This is a genomic window from Xenorhabdus sp. IM139775 (assembly GCF_028598745.1).
GTDB lineage: Bacteria > Pseudomonadota > Gammaproteobacteria > Enterobacterales > Enterobacteriaceae > Xenorhabdus.
In genome coordinates this window covers 44,906-68,113 of the sequence record NZ_JAQRFK010000009.1, presented here as the reverse complement: position 1 = coordinate 68,113, position 23,208 = coordinate 44,906, and the positions used below count along the sequence as shown (strand labels likewise).

Genomic DNA, 23,208 nt, shown 5'->3' with positions numbered 1-23,208 from the left:
TAGGGTAGATATCGGTATGATGAATCAATGATCGTTTTGTTGCCAACTCAGGTATTGCTCATATTTACGCAGGGCAATATTGTAATTGCTGAAAGCGGATTGGGATAATTCTTCGCTGAGTTTTTCCTGAACCTTTTCCGGCGTAAAGTCACTTGCCGGATAATTACTTGAAGTCAGTATTTCATCCAGACGCCTTAAACGAACCACATACTCACGCACAGTACTGTGACTCATCTCTGTTTGTTCAAACAGATACTGTTTAAAGGACATAATGTCAAAATAATCAGTCTGGCTGTTGCAATAAATTTCACTACAAAAGCGGCACAGCGCCACAAATTTACCCTGCAACTCATTCCAGGTTTTGTCATCCACCAACTCAGTCATCTCAGAAATTGCTTCTTTATTGATGACCTGACCATTAAAAACCAGTGAAATACGGTCAAGTGATTTATGGCAGTGCAGACAATGCGTCTGGCTGTGTTTATAGTCTTTGATATAACGGCTAAGCGGCCGTTTCTTTTGTGTTGTAACAGACATAAGAGATAAAGCCCTGTGTATAGTCTTAATAAAAAACAAACAAGCAAAAAGTTACTTCTCTGGATTCAAACGCGCCCTCAGCCTTTTTATCGCCTGACTGTGAAGCTGACTGACGCGGGATTCACCCACATCAAGTACTGCGCCGATCTCTTTAAGATTCAGTTCTTCCTGATAGTACAGCGTAAGAACCATCTTTTCCCGTTCAGGCAATGATTCAATCACATCGATTACCCTCTGACGAAGATCACCTTCCAGCAATTGTTGAAGAGGATTGGCCTCATGCTCTTCCTCAATCATCGGTTCACAGCTTTCACCGTGAATTTCGTGCCATTCGTCATAAGAAAATAGTTGACTGTTATTGGTATCCAACAGTATTTGCCGATATTCTATCAGATTAATCTTTAATTCTTTAGCAACTTCCTGCTCACTGGCTGGACGGCCTAACTCTTGCTCAAGTTTATGGATAGCCTGCGTGACTTCACGGGCATTGCGCCGCACACTGCGCGGCGCCCAATCACGGCTCCTCAACTCATCCAACATTGCCCCCCTGATGCGCTGTACCGCATAGGTGGTAAACGCGGTTCCCTGCATGGAATCAAACCGCTCCACCGCATTCAGCAGGCCGATGCCACCGGCCTGAAGCAAGTCATCGAGTTCTACGCTGGCAGGCAATCTTACCTGTAGCCTCAGCGCTTCATGGCGAACCAGTGGTACATAGCGCTTCCAGAGGCTATTTTTGTCCATCACGCCTTCGGCGGTATACAAATCGCTCACAACAACAGACACCTTTGGATAAGAGACTGGATACCATTATCCAATCCCCTAACCGGTACAATCGTCTGAACAATGAAGTAAAAGCCCTTCTTTTTCACCTATGCGAAATTTTTGCTGTCCGCCCGAATGACTGGCAAGTTTCAGGCTGTCCCTGACAATGAGCCAAAAAATAAGGATCGGCGAGCCGATCCTTATTTTATAGGCGTGGGTTATACCGGTTACCCGGTATAAGCTTCCAACTGGAAAATAAAAATTAACGCAGCAGGGACATAACAGTCTGTGGGATCTGGTTAGCCTGCGCCAGAACAGAAGTACCCGCTTGTTGCAGGATCTGGCCACGGCTCATATTAGATACTTCGGTTGCGTAGTCAGCGTCTTCGATACGGCTGCGTGCCGCGCTCAGGTTGTTAACGGTGTTGTTCAGGTTGTTAACGGTAGATTCCAGACGGTTTTGAACTGCACCCAAAGAGCTGCGCAGGTTGTCGACTGTTGATAAAGCGTCATCCAAAGCTTTCAGAGGAGCAACTTCCTTTTCAGTGCCAGTGGTAGCTGCTGCAACTACACCAGTAGTTTTGGTAAGGGTTGATTCCGCAGTATAATTTTCACCCCCTTTTGTATAGGTAAGCATAACTTTATCACCATCAGCCGTACCATCTTCTTTCATTTTCTGGAAGACTTTGACGTCAGTAGCACCAGTAATAGCTTTAGTGTCAATATCTTTGTTTTCTTTAACTTTTTTACCACCAACATCTTTTTCAACTTCAACAGAAGAGATTTGCTTACCAAAAACAGGATCGTGAAGTTTCAGATCTTTAAGATTCAGAACGTTACTATCAATTTTTTTCAGATCGATATCGATAGTTTCACCATCATGAGCACCAACCTGAATAGACATTTTTCTGTCTTCTTTTAATACCTTCACGCCATTGAACTGGGTCTGTTCTGAGATACGATCGATTTCGTCCAGACGCTGTTTAACTTCATCCTGAATCGATTTTTTGTCGCTTGCAGAGTTGCTACCGTTTTGTGCCTGAACCGCCAGCTCGCGAATACGTTGCAGGTTATTGTTGATTTCGTTCAGCGAACCTTCGGTGGTCTGGGCGATGGAGATACCATCGTTGGCGTTACGGGCCGCTTGGGACAGACCTTTAACATTAGCCGTAAAACGGTTAGCGATCGCTTGACCCGCCGCATCATCCTTCGCGCTGTTAATCCGTAAACCAGAGGACAGGCGCGCAATAGAGTTAGTCAGAACACCTTGAGAACGGGTCAGGTTGTTCTGGGCCTGCAAAGCGGAATAGTTAGTATTGATACCTAATGCCATGGTAGAGTTCCTTTTAAAATCAAATCGATATAATGAGTTTGGGCCTGTTTGCCCACGGTGTTCATTACCGCCAACAGTTTTATCGGCTGTTAAAAAAGAACCTTTAATCTTTCTTACAAAAACTTTTTTATTTTTTTTTCGCTGTTTACCCCGATAACCCAAACAGCGCCTATTCTCAGCAATTATTCTGTCCATCAAAAAAATCATTTTATCAGTAAACTTTTCCCCAATGAGTCCGATAACCTCTCCAGTGATGCTTTACTAATAAAGGAGTCAATATGGCCAGCATTTCCTCATTGGGAGCCGGGTCCGGGATGGATATGGGTTCTATACTGGATAAACTTCAGGCAACAGAAAGTAAACGTTTAGGACCATTAACACAGCAGCAAACCAGCTATAAAGCCAAGCTGACCGGTTTTGGTTCATTAAAGGGCAGTCTGGAAAAACTCAAGGGTGCCTCCGAAGAACTGAAAAAATTCGATAAACTCAATACCACCAAAACCAGTGAAGATCATAAAACATTTACCCCAAGCACGGATTCCAAAGCCAGCCCGGGGAGTTATGATATTACTGTCGAACAGCTTGCAAAGTCGCAGTCCCTGCGTTCTAAGGCATTTCCTGATGCAAAAGAGCCGCTGGGAGAAGCCGGCAAAGGCACCCGTACCCTGATTATCACGCAGCCCGGTGAAAAAGAGCCGATGCGTATTTCCCTGAAAGACAGTGAAACCTCCCTGATTGAAATTCGCGAAGCCATTAGGAAAAAAGAAGGCAACGTGAATGCCAACATCATGAAAGGGAAAGATGATAATGAAACCTATCTGATCCTGACTTCCAAAAAAGCCGGTACAAAATCCGTGATGACGATTGAAGTTCAGGGTGATGATAAGCTGAATGGTTTGCTGAACTATCAGTCCGATGATAAAGGGAGCGGTTCCGGTGCCATGACACAAATGATGGCACCGGCCAATGCAAAATTAACCGTCAATGGCATTGAAATTGAGCGCCAGACCAATGAGATCAAAGATGCACCGGAAGGCATTACGCTGAATCTGAAAAAGGTTTCGGAAAAAGTTAAGGAACAGGTTGCGGGAAAAGATGGCAAACCTGAAGAACAAGACGTGGTTAAATCCGAAACCCTGGTGGTTTCCCGCAATATCGAACCCATGAAAGAGGCAATTAAAAAGTGGGTGGATGCCTATAATGAATTACAAACCACTTTCGGCTCGCTGACCAAATTCACCGCAGTCGGAAAAGGGGAAACGGCGTCAAAAAACAATGGTGCCCTGCTCAATGACAACACATTAAAAAGCATCCGAAATCAGCTGAGGCACCAGCTTATTGTCGCCCAAGATGTTGCTGATATTGGCACGTTGAATAAATTGGGCATTAAACAAAAACTGGATGGGACACTGGAAATCAGCAACGAAAAACTGGAAAAAAACCTCAAAGAGAAACCGGCCAATGTTAAGGCTTTCTTTATGGGGGATGGTAAAGAAACCGGTTTTGCCACCCAGACGTTTAATATGTTGAAGAAAACATTGGATAGCCACGAAGGGACAATTGCCACGGCCACCGAAGGTATCAATAAAAGCCTGAAAAAATTAGAAAGTCAGGTAGAACAGACCAACAAAAGCATTAATGCCACCATGGAGCGCTATAAAAAACAATTTACCGAACTGGATCAACTTGTGACTTCACTCAATCAGGCAAGTTCATCCCTATTCCAGCTTTTAAGATAATAAAAGGACACTAATGTATCAACGTTCGGCAAGCCAATTATATGCTCAGGTAGATCTTGAGAGCGAAATTATGAATGCCTCTCCTTATCAGTTGATTCAGATATTGTTCAACGGGGCGCTCAGCGCCCTGCGTCGTGCAATTATTCTGATGCAGCAGGGTAATATCCCGGAAAAAGGTTTAGCTATTTCAAAGGCAATCAATATCATTGATAATGGTCTTAAAGAGGGATTAGATTTCGAAAAAGGCGGTGAGATTGCCCATAATCTTTTTGCTTTATATGAGTATATGAGCCGCCGCTTGCTCCATGCCAATTTACGCAATGATGAGAAGGCCATTACCGAAGTCATTGATTTACTGACCGAGATTTCAGGTGCTTGGCGGCAAATAGGTTCTCATTACAACGCCAGTCAGGATATTGTTGAATGAAAAATGATATGGATCTTTTGTCAGCTTATCAGCAGATCCTTAGTTTAAGTGAGCAAATGATTGATTTAGCCAGAAATGCAAAGTGGGATGAACTTATTGACATGGAGATCACTTATCTGACAGCAGTCGAAGTGGTGACTTCACTATCGGAAAATTCAGACCCCCCTATTTCATTACAGCAGCAATTGACCAAAATTTTGCAAACTGTCTTGGATAATGAAAAAGAAACTAAGCGATTATTGCAAAGAAGGTTAAATGAACTCAGCGACCTGATTAAACAGGAAAGCTGTAAACAACGTTTACATGATACCTACGGACAGTTCCCTGCCAGTCACTATGAAATGGAGTTGACAACAACAGAATCAAAATAGCTCCGGAGAAAAAAACACCCGTGATCCCATTTAACCATCACCCTGATTAATGGTGTCATTTATTTTTTATTTTGGGCGGTGTTGATTCGTCACTATCGTTTTTTTGGTTAATCTAATTCGGCACTTTATTGTATTTATAATTTGCAAACAAGCAAGACAAGTTACTTGTTTTTTTAACAAAAAATTAACCATCAAATGATAGTGACGAACCGAACCTTTGGGATAATTAACAGGGGATATTATCATCACCTATTATTTTTAGTTAAAAGATGAATAATGCTGAAAAACTATATAAATAATAGATTTATCATTGCGCTATTATCCATTTCCTAAATAAGGTTTTCTTCTGTTATTTATCGCCAGACATCCCCTGACAAAAGGGAATTTACCGCTGAATTTTATCGCTGGCTCAAAATCCAGCCACTAAACCGCCCCTCCAGCAAATTCCACACCGAATCTTCCGGCATATACACCGTACTCCACAACCTGACCGCCGCCTACACGCGCCGAGGCAGGGACGGGGCGAAACTCGCGGGCATAAACAGTGTCCGCTCAATATACCCAGTTTCGTTCAATGCCTTTGCCAGACCATTTCTGTTTAGGGTATTGATACTCAATTAGGGCGTATTACTCACCTTGTCAATAATGTTGGGATCTTAAAACAAAAAATGCCCTTAATTGATATGGATGGGGAACGATTTCAACAAGTACTATTGACCAATGTCATGAGTCATTTTTATTGTTCTTCTGAAGCGATTAAGCGTATGTCGATTTCCAGGGGGGGCTATGGAGGTTCAATTGTTAACGTTTCATCAGGTGCATCGAAAAGTGGCTCACCTTTCGAATACATTGATTATGCTGCGTCGAAAGGTGCAGTTGATACCTTTACGACAGGATTATCTAAAGAAGCCGCCGCTGACGGCATACGCGTCAACTGCGTTCGTCCGGGAGGCATTTACACCGATATTCATGCTGATGGCGGTGAGCCTTCCAGAGTTGATCGTATTGCCAAGAACTTCCCGATGCAAAGAGGTGGAACGCCTGAAGAGGTTGCAAATGCGATCCTTTGGCTACTGAGTGACGAAGCTTCATTTGTGACAGGAAGCTTTACAGACTTATGCGGTGGTTTATAAATTGGAAACTCACTTAGCAACTCTCCGAGATGAAATATCCGGGAGATGTGATTTTTGCTTAAATGCGATCCATTGGCTAACTATCAAACTGCGCAAACGACTACCTGCTGGATACCCGCTGGAGCTAACCCATCATTTATTGCAACACAAATGGGGCACGTATCATCGCAAATGGCTCACCATGTCCACGGGGCATGGATGAATGAGAATAGTGATGATCAAATTAAGCTATTCAATGAAAAACTCACAATTGCCCCATATATGCCCCAAGAAATAAAAGCGAAATAATTACTATATATTTATCAATTGATTACAAAATCACACCTGCATATTCATAATCTCATGATACGCACCGACCAGCTTATTTCTCACCTGAATTCCCATTTGCAGAGAAATGTTCGATTTCTGCATATTCACCATCACATCATTTAGCTCCACACCCGGTGCGCCCAGCGTGAAACTTTGCGCCTGCTTGACCGTGCCCAAGCGTGTTTGGTTTATTTTTTCGACTGCGGCGGTCAGTTGGCTGGCAAAACCGCCCTGTACTGGCATCGGTTTGGCAATGCTTGCTGCTTGCAATGCCTGAGTCTGCATCTGTTGCAGTACACCTTCAATTGCCGGAATTGACATAAAAACCTCGCGTTAAATCACCCTATTGATTATGTGATTAAGTGCCATATTAGCCATGGGCTGGTTGGCAATTTTCCACGACTGCCACCGTAACATAGCCTTTCTAAACTAAAGCGGGTAATTGAAGTCAAAATTCGAAGCTTATTGTGCCATTAAAAGAGGTATGAACAGCCAATAATGGTGGGATTAATAATAGGAAGAATCTTTTCGCTTGCGTATGGGGAGTCTGTTTTGTTACGCCACGCTTTTAGTATTCATGTTGACCAGCAAGGCAAGGATCGTCTATGAGTGCAGCAACAACTGACGTTGAAAACCAAAACAAAGGGTTCAACGCTGTCATCAGCAGGGTAAAAGCTGATCCAAAAGTTCCGTTATTAGTTGCTGGCTCTGCGGCCATCGCTATCGTCATCGCCCTGTTTCTCTGGTTACGCAGCCCCGATTACCGGGTGCTTTACAGCAACCTGAGTGATAAGGATGGTGGCGAAATCGTTACGCAATTAACCCAGATGAACGTCCCTTATCGTTTTACTGAGAATGGCTCCGCGCTCATGATACCTGCCGATAAAGTTCATGAGACTCGCCTGAAACTGGCACAGCAAGGGCTGCCTAAAGGGGGAGCAGCGGGTTTTGAGCTATTGGATAAAGAAAAATTCGGTATCAGCCAGTTCAGTGAACAGATCAATTACCAACGCGCGCTGGAAGGTGAACTGGCGCGTACCGTCGAATCACTCGGCCCGGTTCAGAGTGCACGCGTCCATCTGGCCCTGCCTAAGCCTTCTCTGTTTGTGCGTGAACAAAAAGCGCCATCCGCCTCAGTGACGGTGGGATTGCTGCAAGGCCGTGTGCTGGATGAAGGACAAATCAATGCCATCGTGCATATGATTTCAAGCAGTGTTGCCGGTTTACCTGCGGGTAATGTCACGATTGTGGATCAATCCGGGCGATTGCTGACACAGAGCGATGCCACCGGCCGCGATTTGAACACCACTCAGTTAAAATATACGCAGGAAGTGGAAAATCGTTTCCAGCATCGCATTGAAACCATTCTGGCACCTGTGGTTGGTCGTGGTAATGTGCAGGCACAGGTCACGGCACAGGTTGATTTCTCCCGTCGCGAAGAAACAGCGGAAGAATATAAGCCTAACCAGCCACCGAATCAGGCGGCAATTCGTTCCAAACAGAGCAGTACCAGCGAGCAAAGCGGCGGGCCATTGGTCGGTGGTGTGCCGGGCGCATTGTCAAACCAACCCAGTGCCGCACCAAGTGCCCCGATTGAAAAACCGAACGCCAATGCCAAAGGCAACGGTGACGAAAAACCTGACCCACAGCGCAATAATAGTGCTAACAGAAACAATAGTGCTAACAGAAACAATAGTTACGAGCGCATGGTCAGCAACAACCGCAATAACCGTTATGACGAAACCACTAACTATGAAGTGGATCGCACCATTCGCCATACCCAATTACAGGCTGGCACCGTGAAGCGGCTTTCGGTTGCGGTTGTGATTAACTACGCCACGGTTCAGGGCGAAAAAGGCGCTGAAACCCAGGCACTGACACCAGAACAGCTAGCACAGATCGAAGCCTTGACCCGTGAAGCAATGGGTTTCTCTGCTTCCCGCGGCGATAGCCTGAATGTAGTGAATACCCCGTTCAATAACACCGCCGAAGTATTAGAACCGTTGCCATTCTGGCAGCACCCTGCCCTGCTGGAAAAATTGTTGGAAGCTGGTCGTTGGTTACTGCTGATTCTGGTTGCATGGCTATTGTGGCGTAAGATGATCGTGCCACAAATCGCCAAAAAACGGACTGCGGAGAAAGCCGCCCTGGATGCGCAGAAGAATCAGTCGAAACCGAAAACAGAAACCAATGCGGAATTGGACGAAAAAATGCGTCGTCAGATGGCTCGCCAACGTGTCAATGCTGAACTGCAAAGCCAGCGTATCCGTGAACTTGCAGAAAAAGATCCTCGCGTCGTCGCGCTGGTGATCCGCCAATGGATGAGTAACGAACAATGAGCCTGACCGGAACAGAAAGAAGTGCCGTCATGTTAATGACCCTGGGAGAAGATCAGGCGGCCGAGGTGTTCAAGCACCTGAATTCCAGGGAAGTACAACAATTAAGTATTGCGATGGCGGGGATGAAACAAGTCTCCAACCAGCAACTGGTTGACGTACTGGCAGAGTTTGAAGAAGATGCCGGGCAGTTCACTGCCCTCAGCATCAATGCCAACGACTACCTGCGCAGTGTCCTGATCAAAGCCTTGGGTGAAGAACGGGCGTCCAGCTTGCTTGAAGATATCCTTGAGTCCCGTGATACCACAACGGGCATCGAAACCCTCAACTTTATGGAGCCACAAATGGCAGCCGATATGATCCGCGATGAACATCCGCAGATCATTGCCACCATTTTGGTTCACCTAAACCGTGGTCAGGCCGCCGATATCCTCGCCCTGTTTGATGATCGCCTGCGCAACGATGTGATGCTGCGTATTGCCACTTTTGGTGGCGTACAGCCCTCTGCGTTGGCGGAATTGACGGAAGTGCTGAATACCCTGCTGGATGGCCAGAACCTGAAACGCAGCAAGATGGGGGGTATCCGCACGGCGGCAGAAATCATCAACCTGATGAAAAGCCAGCAGGAAGAAGGTGTCATTGATGCCGTTCGTTCCTACGATAACGAACTGGCACAGAAAATCATCGACGAAATGTTCCTGTTCGAAAACCTTATCAACGTGGACGATCGCAGTATCCAACGCCTGTTGCAGGAAGTTTCAACCGATTCCTTGCTGGTGGCATTGAAAGGTTGCGATCAGGCATTGCGCGATCACTTCCTCAACAATATGTCGCAACGTGCGGCTGAAATCATGCGCGATGATTTGGCCAATCGTGGCCCTGTCCGTATGTCTCAGGTGGAAGCTGAACAGAAGGCCATCCTGCTTGTTGTTCGTCGTCTGGCAGAAAGTGGCGAAATGCTCCTGAATGGGGGTGACGATACCTATGTCTGATCAGTCAAATAGCAGAAACTGGCGGCCGTGGCTGCCGGGTGAATTGACTCAGTGGGAAACGCTGCGGGCAAAACTGGAACCCTTGGAAGAGGTACAGGCATTTAGCGAACAAGATCGGCTGCTGGAACAAGCCAGAGTGCTGGACGAGCTGAAAGAGCAGGCTCGTCAGGCGGGTCATGCGCAGGGCTTGGCAGAAGGTCAGGTGCAGGGTTATGACCAAGGGATTCAGGAAGGCCGGCAAGCCGGGCTGGAACAAGGTTTGCTGGAAGCCCAGCAACAACAGCAAGTGATTATTGATCAGTGGAAAACCTTACTGGCGGACTTTAGCCATTCACTGGATGGGCTGGATACGGTTATCGCATCCCGCCTGATGCAACTTTCACTGACCGCTGCCCATCATATTCTGGGGCAGCCCGCAGTTTGTGACGGTACTGCCCTGTTGAGCCAGATCCGCGAATTTATCCAGCAAGAACCCATGTTCAGCGGAAAACCACAATTGCGGGTTCATCCGCAAAACATTCCCTTGGTTGAGCAACAATTGGGGGACGTTTTGTCCCTGCACGACTGGCGTTTGGTTGCTGATAACAAACTCCATCCGGGCGGCTGTAAAATCACGGCGGATGAAGGCGATATGGACGCCAGTCTGGCTACCCGCTGGCATGAAATGTGCCGTCTGGCCGCGGCGGGAGAATGGTGATGACCGCAAGACTTGGCCGCTGGCTGGCAACCTTGGATTCTTTGGAAAAGCGGCTGGAAAAAACCCCAAAAGTACGCCGCTATGGGCGCCTGACCCGCGCCACCGGCTTGGTGCTGGAAGCGACGGGCTTGCACATGCCGCTCGGCGCGACTTGTCTGATCGAGCGTCAAAATGGCAACACCATTGAAGAAGTGGAAAGTGAAGTCGTCGGTTTTAACGGCGAAAAACTGTTATTGATGCCACTGGAAGAATTGGAAGGCATTGTGCCGGGTGCCCGCGTCTATGCCCGTTCTTATGGCGAAGAGACGGGCGGCGGGCGGCGCTTGCCTCTGGGACCTGAATTGCTCGGCCGGGTTCTGGATGGCGCAGGTCGCCCCCTTGATGGTTTACCTGCCCCTGACACGGGTTATCGCGCTCCCCTGACCACCACGCCGTTCAATCCCCTGCAAAGAACCCCCATCAGCAATGTACTGGATGTCGGTGTTCGTGCCATCAATGCCCTGCTGACCGTCGGCCGTGGACAGCGCATGGGATTATTTGCCGGCTCCGGGGTCGGTAAAAGTGTGCTGCTTGGCATGATGGCGCGTTATACCCAAGCTGATGTGATTGTGGTGGGATTGATTGGTGAGCGTGGCCGTGAAGTTAAGGACTTTATCGAAAATATTTTGGGAGTGGAAGGATTGTCACGCTCAGTGGTTGTCGCCGCGCCCGCCGATGTTTCGCCATTGCTGAGAATGCAGGGCGCTGCTTATGCGACCCGCATCGCCGAGGATTTTCGTGACCGGGGTAAACATGTCCTGCTGATCATGGATTCCCTGACCCGTTACAGTATGGCGCAGCGTGAAATTGCCTTGGCTATCGGTGAACCACCGGCAACCAAAGGCTATCCCCCTTCTGTCTTTGCCAAATTACCGGCACTGGTCGAAAGAGCCGGTAATGGTGTCAGTGATGGCGGCTCCATCACGGCATTTTATACGGTACTGACAGAAGGCGATGACCAGCAAGACCCGATTGCCGATGCGGCTCGCGCCATCCTGGATGGTCATATAGTGCTATCGCGTTCGCTGGCAGAATCCGGTCATTATCCTGCCATTGATATTGAGGCTTCCATCAGTCGTGCCATGACCGCACTGATCGACAAGAACCATTACCGGCGCGTCCAGCATTTCAAACAGTTGCTCTCCAGTTACCAACGCAACCGGGATTTGATCAACGTTGGCGCCTACGCTGCGGGCAGTGATCCCCTGCTGGATCGGGCGATTGAGCTTTATCCGCATCTGGCTCAATTCCTGCAACAGGGCATTGACGAACGCAGCGAGTACGATGCGGCTTGTAATCAGCTTCAACAATTATTGCCGGTATAACTATTTACCGAAATAACTATTTACCGGCATAGCTATTTTCTGCCGGAATAATGAATCACTTTGCCAAGGGGTATAACGTTTATCAATGACGTGCCGATATCATTTAGCCAATATCGTTTAGCCAATATCGTTTAACTATGGATGTCATTCAGTCACGCTGATGTCTGGTTGGTGATTAACACGAGGAAATACATGCAACAACACTCCCCTCTCATGACATTGCGCGAACTGGCCCAAGATGCCGCAGAACAGGCGGCCTCACAATTGGCACGCATTCGGCAAAGTCACCAGCAAATGGAGCAACAACTCACGGCGTTAATGAATTATCAGGATGAATATCGTACCCGTTTGAATGACACCCTCAGCAGCGGTATGTCCTGTTCGACCTGGCAAAATTATCAGCAGTTTATGAAAACGCTGGAAATGGCAATTGAACAGCACAGATTACAACTCAATCAATGGAAAAAACGTCTTGAGCAAGCCATGTTACAATGGCAGGAAAAACAGCAGCGCCTGAACGCTTTCGACACACTGCAACAGCGGGCGGAACATAATTTGAAGTTACGCCAAAATCGCATGGAACAAAAACAAATGGATGAGTATGCACAACGCGGCGCACAACGGAGGATGAAACCATGAATCTCACTCTTTTGCCTACAGATTTAAACATCACGGACAAAGGTCAGCCGGCTTTGAAGAATTCCGGGCTTGATAACCCTTCTTCTCAATTTGAGCAACTGCTTAATGCAGAAACAGCGTCTATGCACAAGCCCTCCACGAAGCCTACCATTGCAGCAGATAAATCGGCCTCGGATAACACAGCAGAAAAGCCACTGACGCCGTTGGCAACAGCGTCAGATAACCGTGTGGTCAAGGACAAATCACCGGCAGAAGAAGCGGCACAGCAAGAAAACCGCGCTGAATTTGCGGGATTGAAAGAAAACGACCTGTTGTCAGCCGAAGCATTAAGTGCGGCTATCCCCATCCAGCTTGCCGGGTTGTTGCCGCCTCAGGCAAATTCTGCGGCCGCGCCTGAAAACGCCAATGTGCAGATGGGGGATGAGTCGTTGGAAAATACATTGTTGGAAAATACAGTGTCAGAAAATACCGGGCTGGATAGTGAAAACAGTCCTGTCAGTACGCGGTTGGATAGCAATATCAAAGATGGCCGATTCATCGATCCCCATTTTGCGCAACACGTTAAAGCCGGTGAGCAACCTGAAAGTGTTCAGCTTTCTGCTAAACAAGAAGCCCGCCTGAATAATCAGGGCGAGGCTGCCACCAACCTTCAACCTGAGTTAGCCCCGCTCGCCGGAGAAACCAAACTGACGGCCGGCCATCTTGCGGCCCATAATAAAGCGGGATCTGGCAATACGATTGCCAAAAATGCCGTTTCAGGCAAGTCTGTTTCAGACTATATCGCTTCAAACCATACCGCTTCAGACAATAACAAAGCGTCAAATCTGCCCCAAACCGCCATTCAGGCCGCTCCTGCATGGGCAACATCCACGGCAGAGACAGCGCCAATCGACTCACCTGCGCTATTGGCAACGCCTGCCCTGCTTTCCGCCGGACAACACCCGACGGGGCAACTTCAACTGCACAGCACGGCGGCACCATTATTAAGTGCTCATCTTGGCAGTGAAGAGTGGCAGCAACAGCTCAATCAACAGGTGCTGTTTTTTAACCGTCATGGTCTGCAACAGGCAGAACTTCGCCTGCATCCCCAAGAACTGGGTGCGCTGCATATCCGCATGAGCGTTGAAGACAATCAGGCACAACTGCATTTTGTTTCCGCCCATCAGAATGTTCGCGCAGCACTGGAAGCGGCATTGCCGGGATTACGCCATGCGCTGGCTGAAAATGGCATTCAACTGGCGCAAAGCAGTGTCAATAGTGATGCCCAAGGCCACGCCCAACAAGAGCATTTTGCCAATAACCCGAACAGCCATTCCGGTTCCCATGCCGAAACTCAAGGACATGATTCCGCGGCTGCAACAGAAATGACGGTTTCTCATCCATCTGCTATCAGGGTAACCCCCCAACAACTCACCTTGGCGCGCGGAGGCGTTGATACTTTTGCCTGACGAATTTTGCCTAACGAAAAAAGATCGATAACAAACGTGTGAGTTAATGGTTTTTTTTCCGTTTGTTCCAGCCATTGCCGGAACAAAGACGCGGGATAATTGGGATCGATTTTGATGGATAAGGGCTCCGCCACGGAATGCGCGGAGACTTGTTCGCAACAGAAAACAGGAACTTGTTTGTCCATGTCTGATTATAGCTACGAGCATAAACGCAAAAATCCAATTTGGATGATACTGTTAATACTGATTGCTGTTCTTGGTGCTGCCATTGGAGGGTATAGCTGGTGGGTAATGAGCCAGTCAACCAATAATAGTTCAGAAAAAACCAAAGTTACTGATACCCCCGTATTCATGACTCTGGAGCCTTTTACGGTCAATTTGATTGACAACGAAGAACACTTTGATCGTGTTCTGTATGTTGGCATCACATTACGTTTAACTGACCCTAAAACCCGTCAGCGCTTCCATGATTATCTGCCAGAAGTTCGTAGCCGTATGTTGCTGTTATTGTCTCGCCAGAAAGCGACCGATCTGGCCAAAGATGATGGAAAAATGCGTTTGGTGGCAGATATCAAACAGACACTACACCCGACACTAATACCCGGTGAACCCGATCAGGAAATCACCGATGTGTTATTTACCACGTTTATTCTGCGATAATCACAATGAGTGACAATATTCTTTCACAAGCAGAGATTGATGCTCTGCTCAATGGTGACAGTGCCTCTGCTGATGACGTAGAACAAACCGCGTCCGGAGAAAATGAGGTTCGTCCTTATGATCCCAATACGCAACGCCGTGTTGTACGCGAACGTTTGCAGTCACTGGAAATCATCAATGAACGTTTTGCCCGCCAATTCAGGATGGGGCTGTTTAACATGCTGCGCCGCAGTCCGGATATTACGGTCGGTGCCATCAAGGTTCAGCCTTATCACGACTTTGCCCGCAATCTGGCCGTGCCGACCAACCTCAATCTGGTTCATTTGAAGCCATTGAGGGGAACCGCACTCTTCGCTTTCGAGCCGAGCTTAGTTTATATCGCTGTTGATAACCTGTTTGGCGGTGATGGTCGTTTTCCAACCAAAGTGGAAGGCCGTGAATTTACCTATACCGAGCAGCGGATCATTAACCGGATGCTGAAACTGGCACTGGATGCCTATCGTGACGCCTGGGATTCCATCTTTAAACTTGAAGTGGAATATGTGCGTTCCGAGACTCAGGTGAAATTCACCAATATCACCACGTCACCGAACGATATCGTGGTGACGACGCCGTTTCAGGTCGAGATCGGCGCATTGACCGGGGAATTCAATATTTGTATTCCCTTCGCCATGATCGAGCCTTTGCGCGAGCGCCTGACCAATCCGCCGGTGGAAAATGTGCGTCAGGAAGAGAGCCAGTGGCGTAACAGTCTGGTGAAACAAGTTCAGCATTCAGAATTAGAACTGGTGGCGAACTTTGTTGATATTCCCCTGCGGCTATCAAAGATCCTTAAATTGAGAAAAGGCGATATCTTGCCGATTGAAAAACCTGAACGCCTAATCGTTCACGTTGATGGTGTGCCGGTGCTCACCAGTCAATATGGAACACTGAACGGGCAGTATGCCCTGCGTGTTGAACACCTGATTAACCCTGTTTTAACTGCTCTGGATGAGGAAAAGCCCAATGAGTGATGCTAAACAACCTACAGATACCAGCTCGACTGAAGATATGTGGGCAGAAGCGCTGGAACAACAGGCCGCACAGCAAACCTCTGACGGCGGCGCGTCAATATTTGAAAATCTGGATGTGCAGGATGCGTTGGCCCAACTTTCCGATATTGATCTGATCATGGATATTCCCGTCAAGCTCTCCGTTGAGTTGGGCCGGACGAAAATGACCATCAAACAACTCCTGAGGCTGTCACAAGGCTCAGTGGTTCCGCTTGATGGGCTGGCGGGCGAACCGTTGGATATTCTGATTAATGGTTATTTGATTGCACAGGGAGAAGTGGTTGTCGTCTCCGATAAATACGGTATCCGTATCACCGATATCATCACGCCTTCTGAGCGTATGCGTCGCTTGAGTCGTTAACGATGATGGCGACCCAGCCCTCTGTTCATGCGTCTTTCCAACCGGGTGCGGCATCTGGTGCTGCACCGGTTAACACGACGGTCAGTCATGCTCATGTGAGTACGATCAACACTGAACCCCTGCCGGCCGGCCAAACGCTGATGCAGGTCAGCAGTGCCCTGGGCGGTATCTTGTTGCTGATTTTCTTGATGACATGGTTAGTCCGCCGTTTGGGTTTTACGCCCGCGAAAAGCAAAAATCATCGTTTGTTGAATGTTAAGGCAAGCTGCTCCCTTGGGCCGAAAGAGCGGGTTGTGGTGGTCGAAGTCGAAGATAACTGGCTGGTTTTGGGGGTTACATCCCAACAAATCACGATGCTGCACCAAATGCCTGCCCCGCCAGACAATCAGGATCAGGAAAGCCCGCTCAAATCGCTGCCATTTGGTCAGATGCTAAAAAATACGCTCCAGCGAAAGAGCAAGAATAACAAGGACGATGATGAAAAATAGCGTTTTTTTTATGACAGGCAATCGAATGGTCGGCAAGAAATGTGTCATGCGTTTGATGACACTGTTTATGGCACTCCTGCTGCCGCTGTTCCCCATGAGTGCGGCGGCCGAGTTTCCGGGTATCATCAGCCAGCCCTTGGCCAATGGCGGGCAAAGTTGGTCATTGCCGGTTCAGACCCTGATTTTCATCACGGCATTGGGCTTTATCCCCGCAGCCCTGCTGATGATGACCAGTTTTACCCGCATCATCATCGTACTGGGTTTGCTGCGCAATGCACTGGGAACCCCTTCCGCACCCCCCAACCAAGTGATGCTGGGATTAGCGCTGTTTATGACTTTTTTCATCATGGCGCCGGTATTTGATAAAGTCTATCAAAACGCTTACCTGCCTTACAGCGAGGATAAAATCACGCTGGAAGTCGCCTTGGATCAGGGTGCCCAGCCCTTGCGCCAATTTATGTTGCGTCAGACACGGGAAAATGATCTGGCACTGTTTGCCCGCCTTGCCAATCAAGAAGCCTTTGAAACGGCGGACTCAGTTCCCATGCGTGTGCTGGTTCCCGCATTTATTACCAGTGAATTGAAAACTGCGTTCCAGATTGGCTTTACCCTCTTCATCCCATTCCTGATTATCGATCTGGTGGTTGCCAGTGTCTTGATGGCATTGGGGATGATGATGGTGCCGCCGGCCACCATATCACTCCCGTTCAAACTGATGCTGTTTGTCTTGGTGGATGGTTGGCAATTATTGCTGGGTTCACTGGCACAAAGTTTTTATGTCTAGCCAGCAGCCTGATATTGAGTGTGACATCTTAAGAATAAAGATCAAAAAGCGGTCTGAGGAAATTATGACTCCAGAATCAGTAATGGCCCTCGGTGTTGAGGCAATGAAAGTGGCATTGGCATTGGCTGCACCACTCCTTTTATCTGCCTTGGTTTGTGGCTTGATCATCAGCTTATTGCAGGCGGCAACTCAGATAAATGAGATGACCTTATCGTTTATTCCAAAAATCCTGGCCGTTGTCGTGACCATCGTCGCCGCAGGGCCGTGGATGCTAAACTTGCTGCTGGACTACATGCGCACACTGTTTAGCAGCATTCCGGCGATTATCGGTTAATTATGATCCCGTTTGACAGCGAAACCCTTTCCCGCCTGGTCAGCGATTTTTTTTGGCCGTTAGCGCGCCTGTTAGCCTTGTTCAGTACGGCACCCATTTTCAGTGAAAAACAGATACCGATAAAAGTTAAAATTGGTTTGGCATTATTCATCACTGCCTTACTCGTCCCGACTCTGCCATCTCCTCAAATTCCGATCTTTTCTGTGGCCGGAATTTGGGTCTTGATACAACAAGTCTTGATTGGTATGGCCTTGGGACTGACCATGCAGATCGCCTTTGCCATAGTACGCCATGCCGGTGAAGTTCTCGGCTTACAAATGGGACTTTCATTCGCCACATTTTTTGATCCGACCGGTGGCCCGAATATGCCTATCTTAGCCCGGATTCTCAATATGATGATGATGTTGCTGTTCTTGGCTTTTGATGGGCATTTATGGCTCTTGTCGATTCTGGCCGATACGTTTTATTCCATTCCGATTCAAGTCACCCAATTGAACCCGAAAGGTTTTTTATTGTTATCCCAAAGTGCCAGCCTGATCTTTGTCAATGGCATGATGCTGGCAATGCCAATGATTACCCTGCTGCTGGTCTTGAACTTTTCTCTGGGGATTTTAAACCGCATGACACCGCAGCTCTCGGTATTTGTGATCGGTTTTCCGTTGACCCTGACAGTGGGAATTTTCACGCTGTCCCTGTTATTCCCACTGCTGGTGCCATTTACTGAGCGGTTATTTGGCGAAATGTTCGACCGTCTGGCGGTGATTGTCAGTGAAATATCGGGCTAATTAAAATTGGGTTGGCCATTGGATGCGCTAACACCGCCATCTATCGGTAAATTTACCCCATTGATAAAGCTGGCATCTTCACTGGCTAAAAAGGTAATGGCGGCTGCCACTTCAGAAGGTTGACCCGCTCTCTTTAACGGGATTCGGCTATCGAAATAGTGCAAAGTTTCATCGTCAAAACGGGCAACCATTGGCGTCATCACTAAACTTGGGCACACAGCATTGACACGAATGCCCTGAGCGCCGTAATCCAGTGCCATGGCTCGGGTCACGTTGACCACCGCGCCTTTTGCTGCGCAATAATGTGCGCCTCCCCAATCGCCGCCCAATCCGGATACCGACGCATTATTGACAATACATCCCTGACTTTTCAGTAAATGCGGCAAAGCGGAATAACTACAATTGAGCACACCATTAAGATTCGTCGCCAGCACTTCATCCCCCTCTTCCTGAGAGACACTTAATAAATCACCGACAACATACAGGCCTGCATTATTGACCAGAATATCTATCCGGCCAAAGTGCCTGACTGTTTCATCAACCATATTTTTAACCGATCCCCGGTTCGCCACATCGGTCTGGATCACGAGCGTTTTGTCCGATGACAATTCACTGCACACATGGTTAAGTTTATCTGTATCCCGCCCGGCCAAGACAACAATGGCACCTTCTTGTGAAAAACGCTTTGCGGTCGCCTCACCAATGCCGCTGCCTGCGCCAGTAATAATGACAACTTTATCCTCGAATCGATTCATTTTATTATCCTCATTAAGGTATGTGCAAAACTCGCCATAAATTCTGCCCCTGTGGGCAAGCAACCTCTTTTTTATGCCTGAACAATTATTAACGACTTGATGACAGGTCGGACAGAGTTTATTCCCAATGATTTCAAATTGCAGCAAAATTTAAGGTTCACCTATAATTCAATGAGTTAATTACAAGAAAAAATATTTCTTGTTTAATACTAAAAAATGGCGTATTAATTTATATTCATGACTATTACATGCAGTTATCAATAATAATATTTAGTTTTCCTTATGTTTTATCTTTTTTAACTTTATAAGTAAAATCAATCAAATAAATTAAGGATATTAATATGACAATTGAAGAAGTTTTGCATGATGCCATGCGGGCAGCGCAAGCGATCTTTAAAGGAAAATCATGGAATATTGGTTATTACGATCCTAATATACCATCAGGAGAAAAAAAGGATTTATATAATGAAATAAGCGTCCATGCAAGAAATCATATTTTTGAAATATTACACAGGGAATTATTTTCAGAAGAACCAAACAAGCAAAAAAACGACCAGGAAATATATCATTACCTGCATAAGAACAAGCGTAAATTTTTAGTTAGCAACTGTCTTTTATTATCTATTTATGCCTTATATCATCTGAAGAAAAAACATAAGAACACTCTCCGTCACTTATTTTATCATTCAATATTAAACTATACAGATGACCAGACTCCATTAACTTTACAAATTCTTAGCCTGCAATACCCTTACGACCATGCTTTTGTGATAGTTTACCCTCCCGGTAAAGATATCCCCGGCCTTGGCGAGACATCCTCCCCTGACACGTTTCCAAAAGATTCATGGATCTGTGATCCTTGGGCTGGCATTGTTTGTCCTGCTGACTTTTATAATTACCGATGGAAAATGAAAATGACTGAATGGAGTTTTAGAGGAAAAACGATTTATATTAATGACTATGATATTAATGATCATGATAATAACGCGCTTGATTTTAATCACTCTCCATTAGGGAGATATACTTATACTGCAATAGAAAGAGGAAACAGAACAACCATTTCCAGTATTGAAATTCCCCCGCAGGGAAAATCGATTATAGATGGAAAACCTCAAACCAGAAAATGCACAATATTTTAAAAAATCATGATAGGGAGATTTTACTTATTAGTGAAATCTTCCATCTATTCCACACCAAACTTTTACTTAAGCACTCGATTTCCTGATTCGGTTAATACCAATTCCCGGCTATCCAATTGTTTAAGCACCCATTTTTCTTGAGAAAAATATCAAGCAATGATGCCCCTAAAAAACCACCAAGATGAAAATGCCGTTCTTTCCAGTCAAGGCAGGAGCAGGCAAATTTCCGCCGTGAGGAAAAACCAACATCATGTGAATTGTTTGAATATTTCTTATCGCATTTTCTCTATAGTTATTATAGAGTAAAGTGTAGGAGGTTTTTTCAATTAGCAGCTGATATTGCGTTTTCTCATACTTGTCTTACCAAGAAAAGAAGGTAGATTATCAACCGCTAATTCCCTGTCAAAATCAATGTTATGTTGCATCAAGTGAATTACAATATTCAAAATATAATTCAACGATCTTATCTATCGCATCTTCTATTTTCGGATCTACGAGGAAAAAATATTCTTTTGGCTCTCCAGTGAAATTTGTATTCTGAAATTCAATCCCAATAAATTTTTCTTCCTCTGGATTATCCGAATTAGATGAAGCAACAGAGTTTTTATAAGATGCAATATCTCCTTCAAGTGCTTTTATAACCCGAATTTTTCTGTCAAGAGTCATTTGGTTAACAACTTTGTTGAGCCAACCATACGCAAAATACATACCTCTCCCTGCAGAAGCTGCACCTGATGCTCCTGAAATTAAAGGCTTTCCAAATTTATGGTAGGCAGTGTTTGCACCATCTACTATCTCTTTAGGTGTTATCGACCCCATACTTAAACCAGCAATTAAACCTGCAGATCCGCCTGTAGCCGTGGCAATGGTGGCCGAGGAAACCACACTAAGTGCGGTAGACATCATAGATGAAGTACTACTACTATAAGATTTATCACGATCTTCTAATCTGTCTTTAAAAAATTCCGCGACTCCAGCCCCATGCTGCACTCCGATTTTATTCCTTTCTACAATAAGTATTATTACTTGCCTCACTATTTCTTCTCTATTCTCTTCCTCTCCAAAGATTCCAATAATAATCTCCCTCAGTCTTTTGTACGAAAGAGACATATTTTTATTTCCTGGTTGTCGGCTCCTGCTATACAGCATAATACCAGAATTCATTAATGGGATATCGTTAAATTCTATAATAGATTCTGATTTTGATTTTAAGTCTATTACGTCAAAATCAAGCTCTATAATTTCAGGATCTTTACTAGCACCATCACTATCACTATCACTATTCATAGAATCACCATATTTAGTTTAAATATATTTAAGGGTTTCCCTATTAACAATATATCTATTTACATAAAATTAAATAACAATTAAAAATTGTAGATCACTGCCTTATAATTTGAGTGTATCACTATTATGAAAACCTATTTAACCTCCAATAAAAATACTCATTATCAATATAACGAATCAATTATTAGATATAAACGTGAGAAACGAACATTTATATATACCATTAACATCTACTCGTCGTACTTCAAGATACACTTGTTATCTCCCCGAGACGCTGGGAGGATAATAATATGATTTTTCATCTTGCGATCTGTAATTTGAAGTTTATAGATTATACATAAAGCTTAATATAAAAATATAAACTAACAAGGAAAAGATTAAACAACAAATAAACAAACCATAATAATGTATGATGTTACATTAATACAAATTAGCTGGTATCTGAATATTTTGGCAGCCTGACAAGATGCCAAGTTGCAGCCAAGCAAGCTGCAACTTGGAACAGGAAGAGATTTAATCAGCGATACATCTCAAATAGCGACATCCCTTTTAAGTCAGAGAAAGCCTTATAGGAAGCCTGTAGTGCCGCTTGTTCCTGATAATAACCGGAAATGGCAGATACCAAATCCGCATCCATCAATTCACCCATACGAACTTTATTGGCAATGCTGCGTTCACCGGCCAGCGCGTCCAGTTGATCCATTTCCTGAAGCTGTAAACCCAGCTCCGCTTCCGCCGAAGAGAAGTTGTTTATACTATTCCGTATACTTCGGTTAGCTTTGTTAATCAACGCCAGTGACTCATCTCTTTCTGCTTCGCTGGCCTCTGTAAAGGGTCTTCTCAGGCCTTCTATCGCCAGATCAATGGCGGCAAAAATATCGGGTTCTGCATCCGGGATCGGGTTAGATGTTGTTGATAAAAAAACTTTCTGCCCTGTATGGGCGATAACCATGGTGCGATTGTCATCCACCCTTTGGCTGATGGCTTCATGTCCACCTTTGTAGTGAACTTTCCCTTTGCCATTGTCATTAGCTTCGAAAGGCGGGGTATCCGTCTTATAACCCGCAAAAATATAACGGCCATTGCCATCGGTTTTATTGCCGAGGTTCAGCAATTGCTGTTTAAGCCCTTCCAGCTCCTGAGCATAAGAGGCCCGGTCGTGATCGCTCTGTTCATCTGCTGCGGCGACTAAGGTTGCAAAAACATTCCGTGTCACCGATCCAGCACTGGCGATAGTGTCCATTTGGGTTGACATCGTGTTCTTGGCAAAAATACGCGCCGTCACATATTGCTGGTTTTGCGACTCAGATTGGGCAACCATAATGTTCTGCGAAGCCGCCAACGGATCATCCGATGGGTTGATGACACGTTTCCCAGTGGATAACTGTTCACCATGCTGCATCCATTTAGCTTGGGCGCCAAAAATCCCATTCATTTTTTGGCTATATAAAAGATTGGTACTTACACGCACAA

The 23,208-nt window shown here is 46.0% G+C and carries 25 protein-coding genes and 1 pseudogene; 19 read left to right on the top strand and 7 right to left on the bottom strand.

Annotated elements, in window-relative coordinates:
- Positions 1–24 precede the first annotated feature (24 nt).
- From fliZ to PSI17_RS03545, 3 genes are all read right to left on the bottom strand, one after another.
- Positions 25–537 carry a flagella biosynthesis regulatory protein FliZ gene (gene fliZ, locus PSI17_RS03555; protein ID WP_273550641.1) on the bottom strand — a complete coding sequence of 171 codons (513 nt, stop codon included), beginning with the start codon at positions 535–537 and terminating at the stop codon, positions 25–27.
- 51 nt (positions 538–588) lie between these two features.
- Positions 589–1,311 (bottom strand): RNA polymerase sigma factor FliA, encoded by a 723-nt coding sequence (locus PSI17_RS03550; protein ID WP_273550640.1) that lies wholly within the window; start codon positions 1,309–1,311, stop codon positions 589–591.
- Between the two features lie 253 nt (positions 1,312–1,564).
- Complete coding sequence (locus PSI17_RS03545; RefSeq protein ID WP_273550651.1) at positions 1,565–2,635, bottom strand: FliC/FljB family flagellin; 1,071 nt, start codon at positions 2,633–2,635, stop codon at positions 1,565–1,567.
- A gap of 278 nt (positions 2,636–2,913) precedes the next feature.
- On the opposite strand from PSI17_RS03545, the gene fliD reads away from it, so the two are divergent.
- From fliD to PSI17_RS03520, 5 genes and pseudogenes are all read left to right on the top strand, one after another.
- On the top strand, positions 2,914–4,374 hold the full coding sequence (gene fliD, locus PSI17_RS03540) for a flagellar filament capping protein FliD (RefSeq protein ID WP_273550639.1): 1,461 nt from the start codon (positions 2,914–2,916) through the stop codon (positions 4,372–4,374).
- 13 nt (positions 4,375–4,387) lie between these two features.
- The gene (fliS, locus tag PSI17_RS03535) at positions 4,388–4,801 is read left to right on the top strand and encodes a flagellar export chaperone FliS (RefSeq protein WP_273550638.1); all 414 of its coding nucleotides are present in this window, start codon (positions 4,388–4,390) and stop codon (positions 4,799–4,801) included.
- The gene (fliT, locus tag PSI17_RS03530; protein ID WP_273550637.1) at positions 4,798–5,172 is read left to right on the top strand and encodes a flagella biosynthesis regulatory protein FliT; all 375 of its coding nucleotides are present in this window, start codon (positions 4,798–4,800) and stop codon (positions 5,170–5,172) included. The genes fliS and fliT overlap by 4 nt, the downstream gene beginning before the upstream one ends.
- A 605-nt stretch (positions 5,173–5,777) precedes the next feature.
- A pseudogene (locus tag PSI17_RS03525) lies at positions 5,778–6,305 on the top strand (SDR family oxidoreductase); the annotation flags it as partial.
- 72 nt (positions 6,306–6,377) lie between these two features.
- Positions 6,378–6,593 carry a hypothetical protein gene (locus PSI17_RS03520; protein WP_273550636.1) on the top strand — a complete coding sequence of 72 codons (216 nt, stop codon included), beginning with the start codon at positions 6,378–6,380 and terminating at the stop codon, positions 6,591–6,593.
- Positions 6,594–6,623: 30 nt separating this feature from the next.
- Here PSI17_RS03520 and fliE read toward each other — a convergent pair whose 3' ends face one another.
- Complete coding sequence (gene fliE, locus PSI17_RS03515; protein ID WP_273550635.1) at positions 6,624–6,935, bottom strand: flagellar hook-basal body complex protein FliE; 312 nt, start codon at positions 6,933–6,935, stop codon at positions 6,624–6,626.
- Between the two features lie 284 nt (positions 6,936–7,219).
- On the opposite strand from fliE, the gene fliF reads away from it, so the two are divergent.
- The 13 genes from fliF (at position 7,220) to fliR (ending at position 18,554) form a co-directional block, all read left to right on the top strand.
- Positions 7,220–8,953, top strand: a complete 1,734-nt coding sequence (gene fliF / locus PSI17_RS03510; protein ID WP_273550634.1) for a flagellar basal-body MS-ring/collar protein FliF — start codon at positions 7,220–7,222, stop codon at positions 8,951–8,953.
- On the top strand, positions 8,950–9,942 hold the full coding sequence (fliG, locus tag PSI17_RS03505; protein WP_273550633.1) for a flagellar motor switch protein FliG: 993 nt from the start codon (positions 8,950–8,952) through the stop codon (positions 9,940–9,942). The genes fliF and fliG overlap by 4 nt, the downstream gene beginning before the upstream one ends.
- Entirely contained in the window at positions 9,935–10,639 is a 705-nt protein-coding gene (gene fliH, locus PSI17_RS03500) for a flagellar assembly protein FliH (protein ID WP_273550632.1), read from the top strand. Before fliG ends, fliH begins: the two co-directional genes overlap by 8 nt.
- On the top strand, positions 10,639–12,003 hold the full coding sequence (gene fliI, locus PSI17_RS03495; RefSeq protein WP_273550631.1) for a flagellar protein export ATPase FliI: 1,365 nt from the start codon (positions 10,639–10,641) through the stop codon (positions 12,001–12,003). The genes fliH and fliI overlap by 1 nt, the downstream gene beginning before the upstream one ends.
- 192 nt (positions 12,004–12,195) lie before the next feature.
- On the top strand, positions 12,196–12,642 hold the full coding sequence (gene fliJ / locus PSI17_RS03490) for a flagellar export protein FliJ (protein ID WP_273550630.1): 447 nt from the start codon (positions 12,196–12,198) through the stop codon (positions 12,640–12,642).
- Positions 12,639–14,090: a flagellar hook-length control protein FliK gene (locus PSI17_RS03485; protein ID WP_273550629.1), complete on the top strand. Its 1,452-nt coding sequence runs from the start codon at positions 12,639–12,641 to the stop codon at positions 14,088–14,090. The genes fliJ and PSI17_RS03485 overlap by 4 nt, the downstream gene beginning before the upstream one ends.
- A gap of 183 nt (positions 14,091–14,273) precedes the next feature.
- Positions 14,274–14,750 carry a flagellar basal body-associated protein FliL gene (gene fliL, locus PSI17_RS03480; RefSeq protein ID WP_273550628.1) on the top strand — a complete coding sequence of 159 codons (477 nt, stop codon included), beginning with the start codon at positions 14,274–14,276 and terminating at the stop codon, positions 14,748–14,750.
- A 5-nt stretch (positions 14,751–14,755) separates the two neighbouring features.
- The gene (gene fliM / locus PSI17_RS03475; RefSeq protein ID WP_273550627.1) at positions 14,756–15,763 is read left to right on the top strand and encodes a flagellar motor switch protein FliM; all 1,008 of its coding nucleotides are present in this window, start codon (positions 14,756–14,758) and stop codon (positions 15,761–15,763) included.
- Positions 15,756–16,163, top strand: a complete 408-nt coding sequence (gene fliN / locus PSI17_RS03470) for a flagellar motor switch protein FliN (protein WP_273550626.1) — start codon at positions 15,756–15,758, stop codon at positions 16,161–16,163. Before fliM ends, fliN begins: the two co-directional genes overlap by 8 nt.
- A gap of 2 nt (positions 16,164–16,165) precedes the next feature.
- A complete protein-coding gene (fliO, locus tag PSI17_RS03465; protein WP_273550625.1) occupies positions 16,166–16,651 on the top strand; it encodes a flagellar biosynthetic protein FliO in 486 nt (161 codons plus the stop codon).
- Positions 16,652–16,697: 46 nt separating this feature from the next.
- Positions 16,698–17,435 carry a flagellar type III secretion system pore protein FliP gene (gene fliP / locus PSI17_RS03460; RefSeq protein WP_273550650.1) on the top strand — a complete coding sequence of 246 codons (738 nt, stop codon included), beginning with the start codon at positions 16,698–16,700 and terminating at the stop codon, positions 17,433–17,435.
- A 64-nt stretch (positions 17,436–17,499) separates the two neighbouring features.
- Entirely contained in the window at positions 17,500–17,769 is a 270-nt protein-coding gene (gene fliQ, locus PSI17_RS03455; RefSeq protein ID WP_273550624.1) for a flagellar biosynthesis protein FliQ, read from the top strand.
- Between the two features lie 2 nt (positions 17,770–17,771).
- Positions 17,772–18,554, top strand: a complete 783-nt coding sequence (fliR, locus tag PSI17_RS03450) for a flagellar biosynthetic protein FliR (protein WP_273550623.1) — start codon at positions 17,772–17,774, stop codon at positions 18,552–18,554.
- On the opposite strand, the gene PSI17_RS03445 is transcribed toward fliR, so the two are convergent.
- Positions 18,551–19,309 (bottom strand): SDR family NAD(P)-dependent oxidoreductase, encoded by a 759-nt coding sequence (locus PSI17_RS03445; RefSeq protein ID WP_273550622.1) that lies wholly within the window; start codon positions 19,307–19,309, stop codon positions 18,551–18,553. The genes fliR and PSI17_RS03445 overlap by 4 nt on opposite strands.
- Before the next feature lie 341 nt (positions 19,310–19,650).
- On the opposite strand from PSI17_RS03445, the gene PSI17_RS03440 reads away from it, so the two are divergent.
- The gene (locus tag PSI17_RS03440; RefSeq protein ID WP_273550621.1) at positions 19,651–20,448 is read left to right on the top strand and encodes a hypothetical protein; all 798 of its coding nucleotides are present in this window, start codon (positions 19,651–19,653) and stop codon (positions 20,446–20,448) included.
- Between the two features lie 414 nt (positions 20,449–20,862).
- Here the strand turns inward: PSI17_RS03440 and PSI17_RS03435 are convergent, their stop codons facing one another.
- Positions 20,863–21,735 (bottom strand): hypothetical protein, encoded by an 873-nt coding sequence (locus tag PSI17_RS03435; RefSeq protein ID WP_273550620.1) that lies wholly within the window; start codon positions 21,733–21,735, stop codon positions 20,863–20,865.
- A gap of 517 nt (positions 21,736–22,252) precedes the next feature.
- A complete protein-coding gene (gene flgL, locus PSI17_RS03430) occupies positions 22,253–23,206 on the bottom strand; it encodes a flagellar hook-associated protein FlgL (RefSeq protein WP_273550619.1) in 954 nt (317 codons plus the stop codon).
- Positions 23,207–23,208 lie beyond the last annotated feature (2 nt).

What these genes read in the sequence shown, in the direction of transcription:
- fliI (WP_273550631.1), top strand. Translation starts at nt 10,639, where the DNA reads ATGACCGCAAGACTTGGCCGCTGGCTGGCAACCTTGGATTCTTTGGAA.
- PSI17_RS03445 (WP_273550622.1), bottom strand. Translation starts at nt 19,309, where the DNA reads ATGAATCGATTCGAGGATAAAGTTGTCATTATTACTGGCGCAGGCAGC.
- fliP (WP_273550650.1), top strand. Translation starts at nt 16,698, where the DNA reads ATGCGTTTGATGACACTGTTTATGGCACTCCTGCTGCCGCTGTTCCCC.
- PSI17_RS03440 (WP_273550621.1), top strand. Translation starts at nt 19,651, where the DNA reads ATGACAATTGAAGAAGTTTTGCATGATGCCATGCGGGCAGCGCAAGCG.
- fliD (WP_273550639.1), top strand. Translation starts at nt 2,914, where the DNA reads ATGGCCAGCATTTCCTCATTGGGAGCCGGGTCCGGGATGGATATGGGT.
- fliN (WP_273550626.1), top strand. Translation starts at nt 15,756, where the DNA reads ATGAGTGATGCTAAACAACCTACAGATACCAGCTCGACTGAAGATATG.
- fliF (WP_273550634.1), top strand. Translation starts at nt 7,220, where the DNA reads ATGAGTGCAGCAACAACTGACGTTGAAAACCAAAACAAAGGGTTCAAC.
- fliS (WP_273550638.1), top strand. Translation starts at nt 4,388, where the DNA reads ATGTATCAACGTTCGGCAAGCCAATTATATGCTCAGGTAGATCTTGAG.
- fliE (WP_273550635.1), bottom strand. Translation starts at nt 6,935, where the DNA reads ATGTCAATTCCGGCAATTGAAGGTGTACTGCAACAGATGCAGACTCAG.
- fliO (WP_273550625.1), top strand. Translation starts at nt 16,166, where the DNA reads ATGATGGCGACCCAGCCCTCTGTTCATGCGTCTTTCCAACCGGGTGCG.
- fliH (WP_273550632.1), top strand. Translation starts at nt 9,935, where the DNA reads ATGTCTGATCAGTCAAATAGCAGAAACTGGCGGCCGTGGCTGCCGGGT.
- PSI17_RS03435 (WP_273550620.1), bottom strand. Translation starts at nt 21,735, where the DNA reads ATGAATAGTGATAGTGATAGTGATGGTGCTAGTAAAGATCCTGAAATT.
- PSI17_RS03545 (WP_273550651.1), bottom strand. Translation starts at nt 2,635, where the DNA reads ATGGCATTAGGTATCAATACTAACTATTCCGCTTTGCAGGCCCAGAAC.
- fliM (WP_273550627.1), top strand. Translation starts at nt 14,756, where the DNA reads ATGAGTGACAATATTCTTTCACAAGCAGAGATTGATGCTCTGCTCAAT.
- fliL (WP_273550628.1), top strand. Translation starts at nt 14,274, where the DNA reads ATGTCTGATTATAGCTACGAGCATAAACGCAAAAATCCAATTTGGATG.
- fliQ (WP_273550624.1), top strand. Translation starts at nt 17,500, where the DNA reads ATGACTCCAGAATCAGTAATGGCCCTCGGTGTTGAGGCAATGAAAGTG.
- fliR (WP_273550623.1), top strand. Translation starts at nt 17,772, where the DNA reads ATGATCCCGTTTGACAGCGAAACCCTTTCCCGCCTGGTCAGCGATTTT.
- PSI17_RS03485 (WP_273550629.1), top strand. Translation starts at nt 12,639, where the DNA reads ATGAATCTCACTCTTTTGCCTACAGATTTAAACATCACGGACAAAGGT.
- fliT (WP_273550637.1), top strand. Translation starts at nt 4,798, where the DNA reads ATGAAAAATGATATGGATCTTTTGTCAGCTTATCAGCAGATCCTTAGT.
- fliJ (WP_273550630.1), top strand. Translation starts at nt 12,196, where the DNA reads ATGCAACAACACTCCCCTCTCATGACATTGCGCGAACTGGCCCAAGAT.
- fliG (WP_273550633.1), top strand. Translation starts at nt 8,950, where the DNA reads ATGAGCCTGACCGGAACAGAAAGAAGTGCCGTCATGTTAATGACCCTG.
- fliZ (WP_273550641.1), bottom strand. Translation starts at nt 537, where the DNA reads ATGTCTGTTACAACACAAAAGAAACGGCCGCTTAGCCGTTATATCAAA.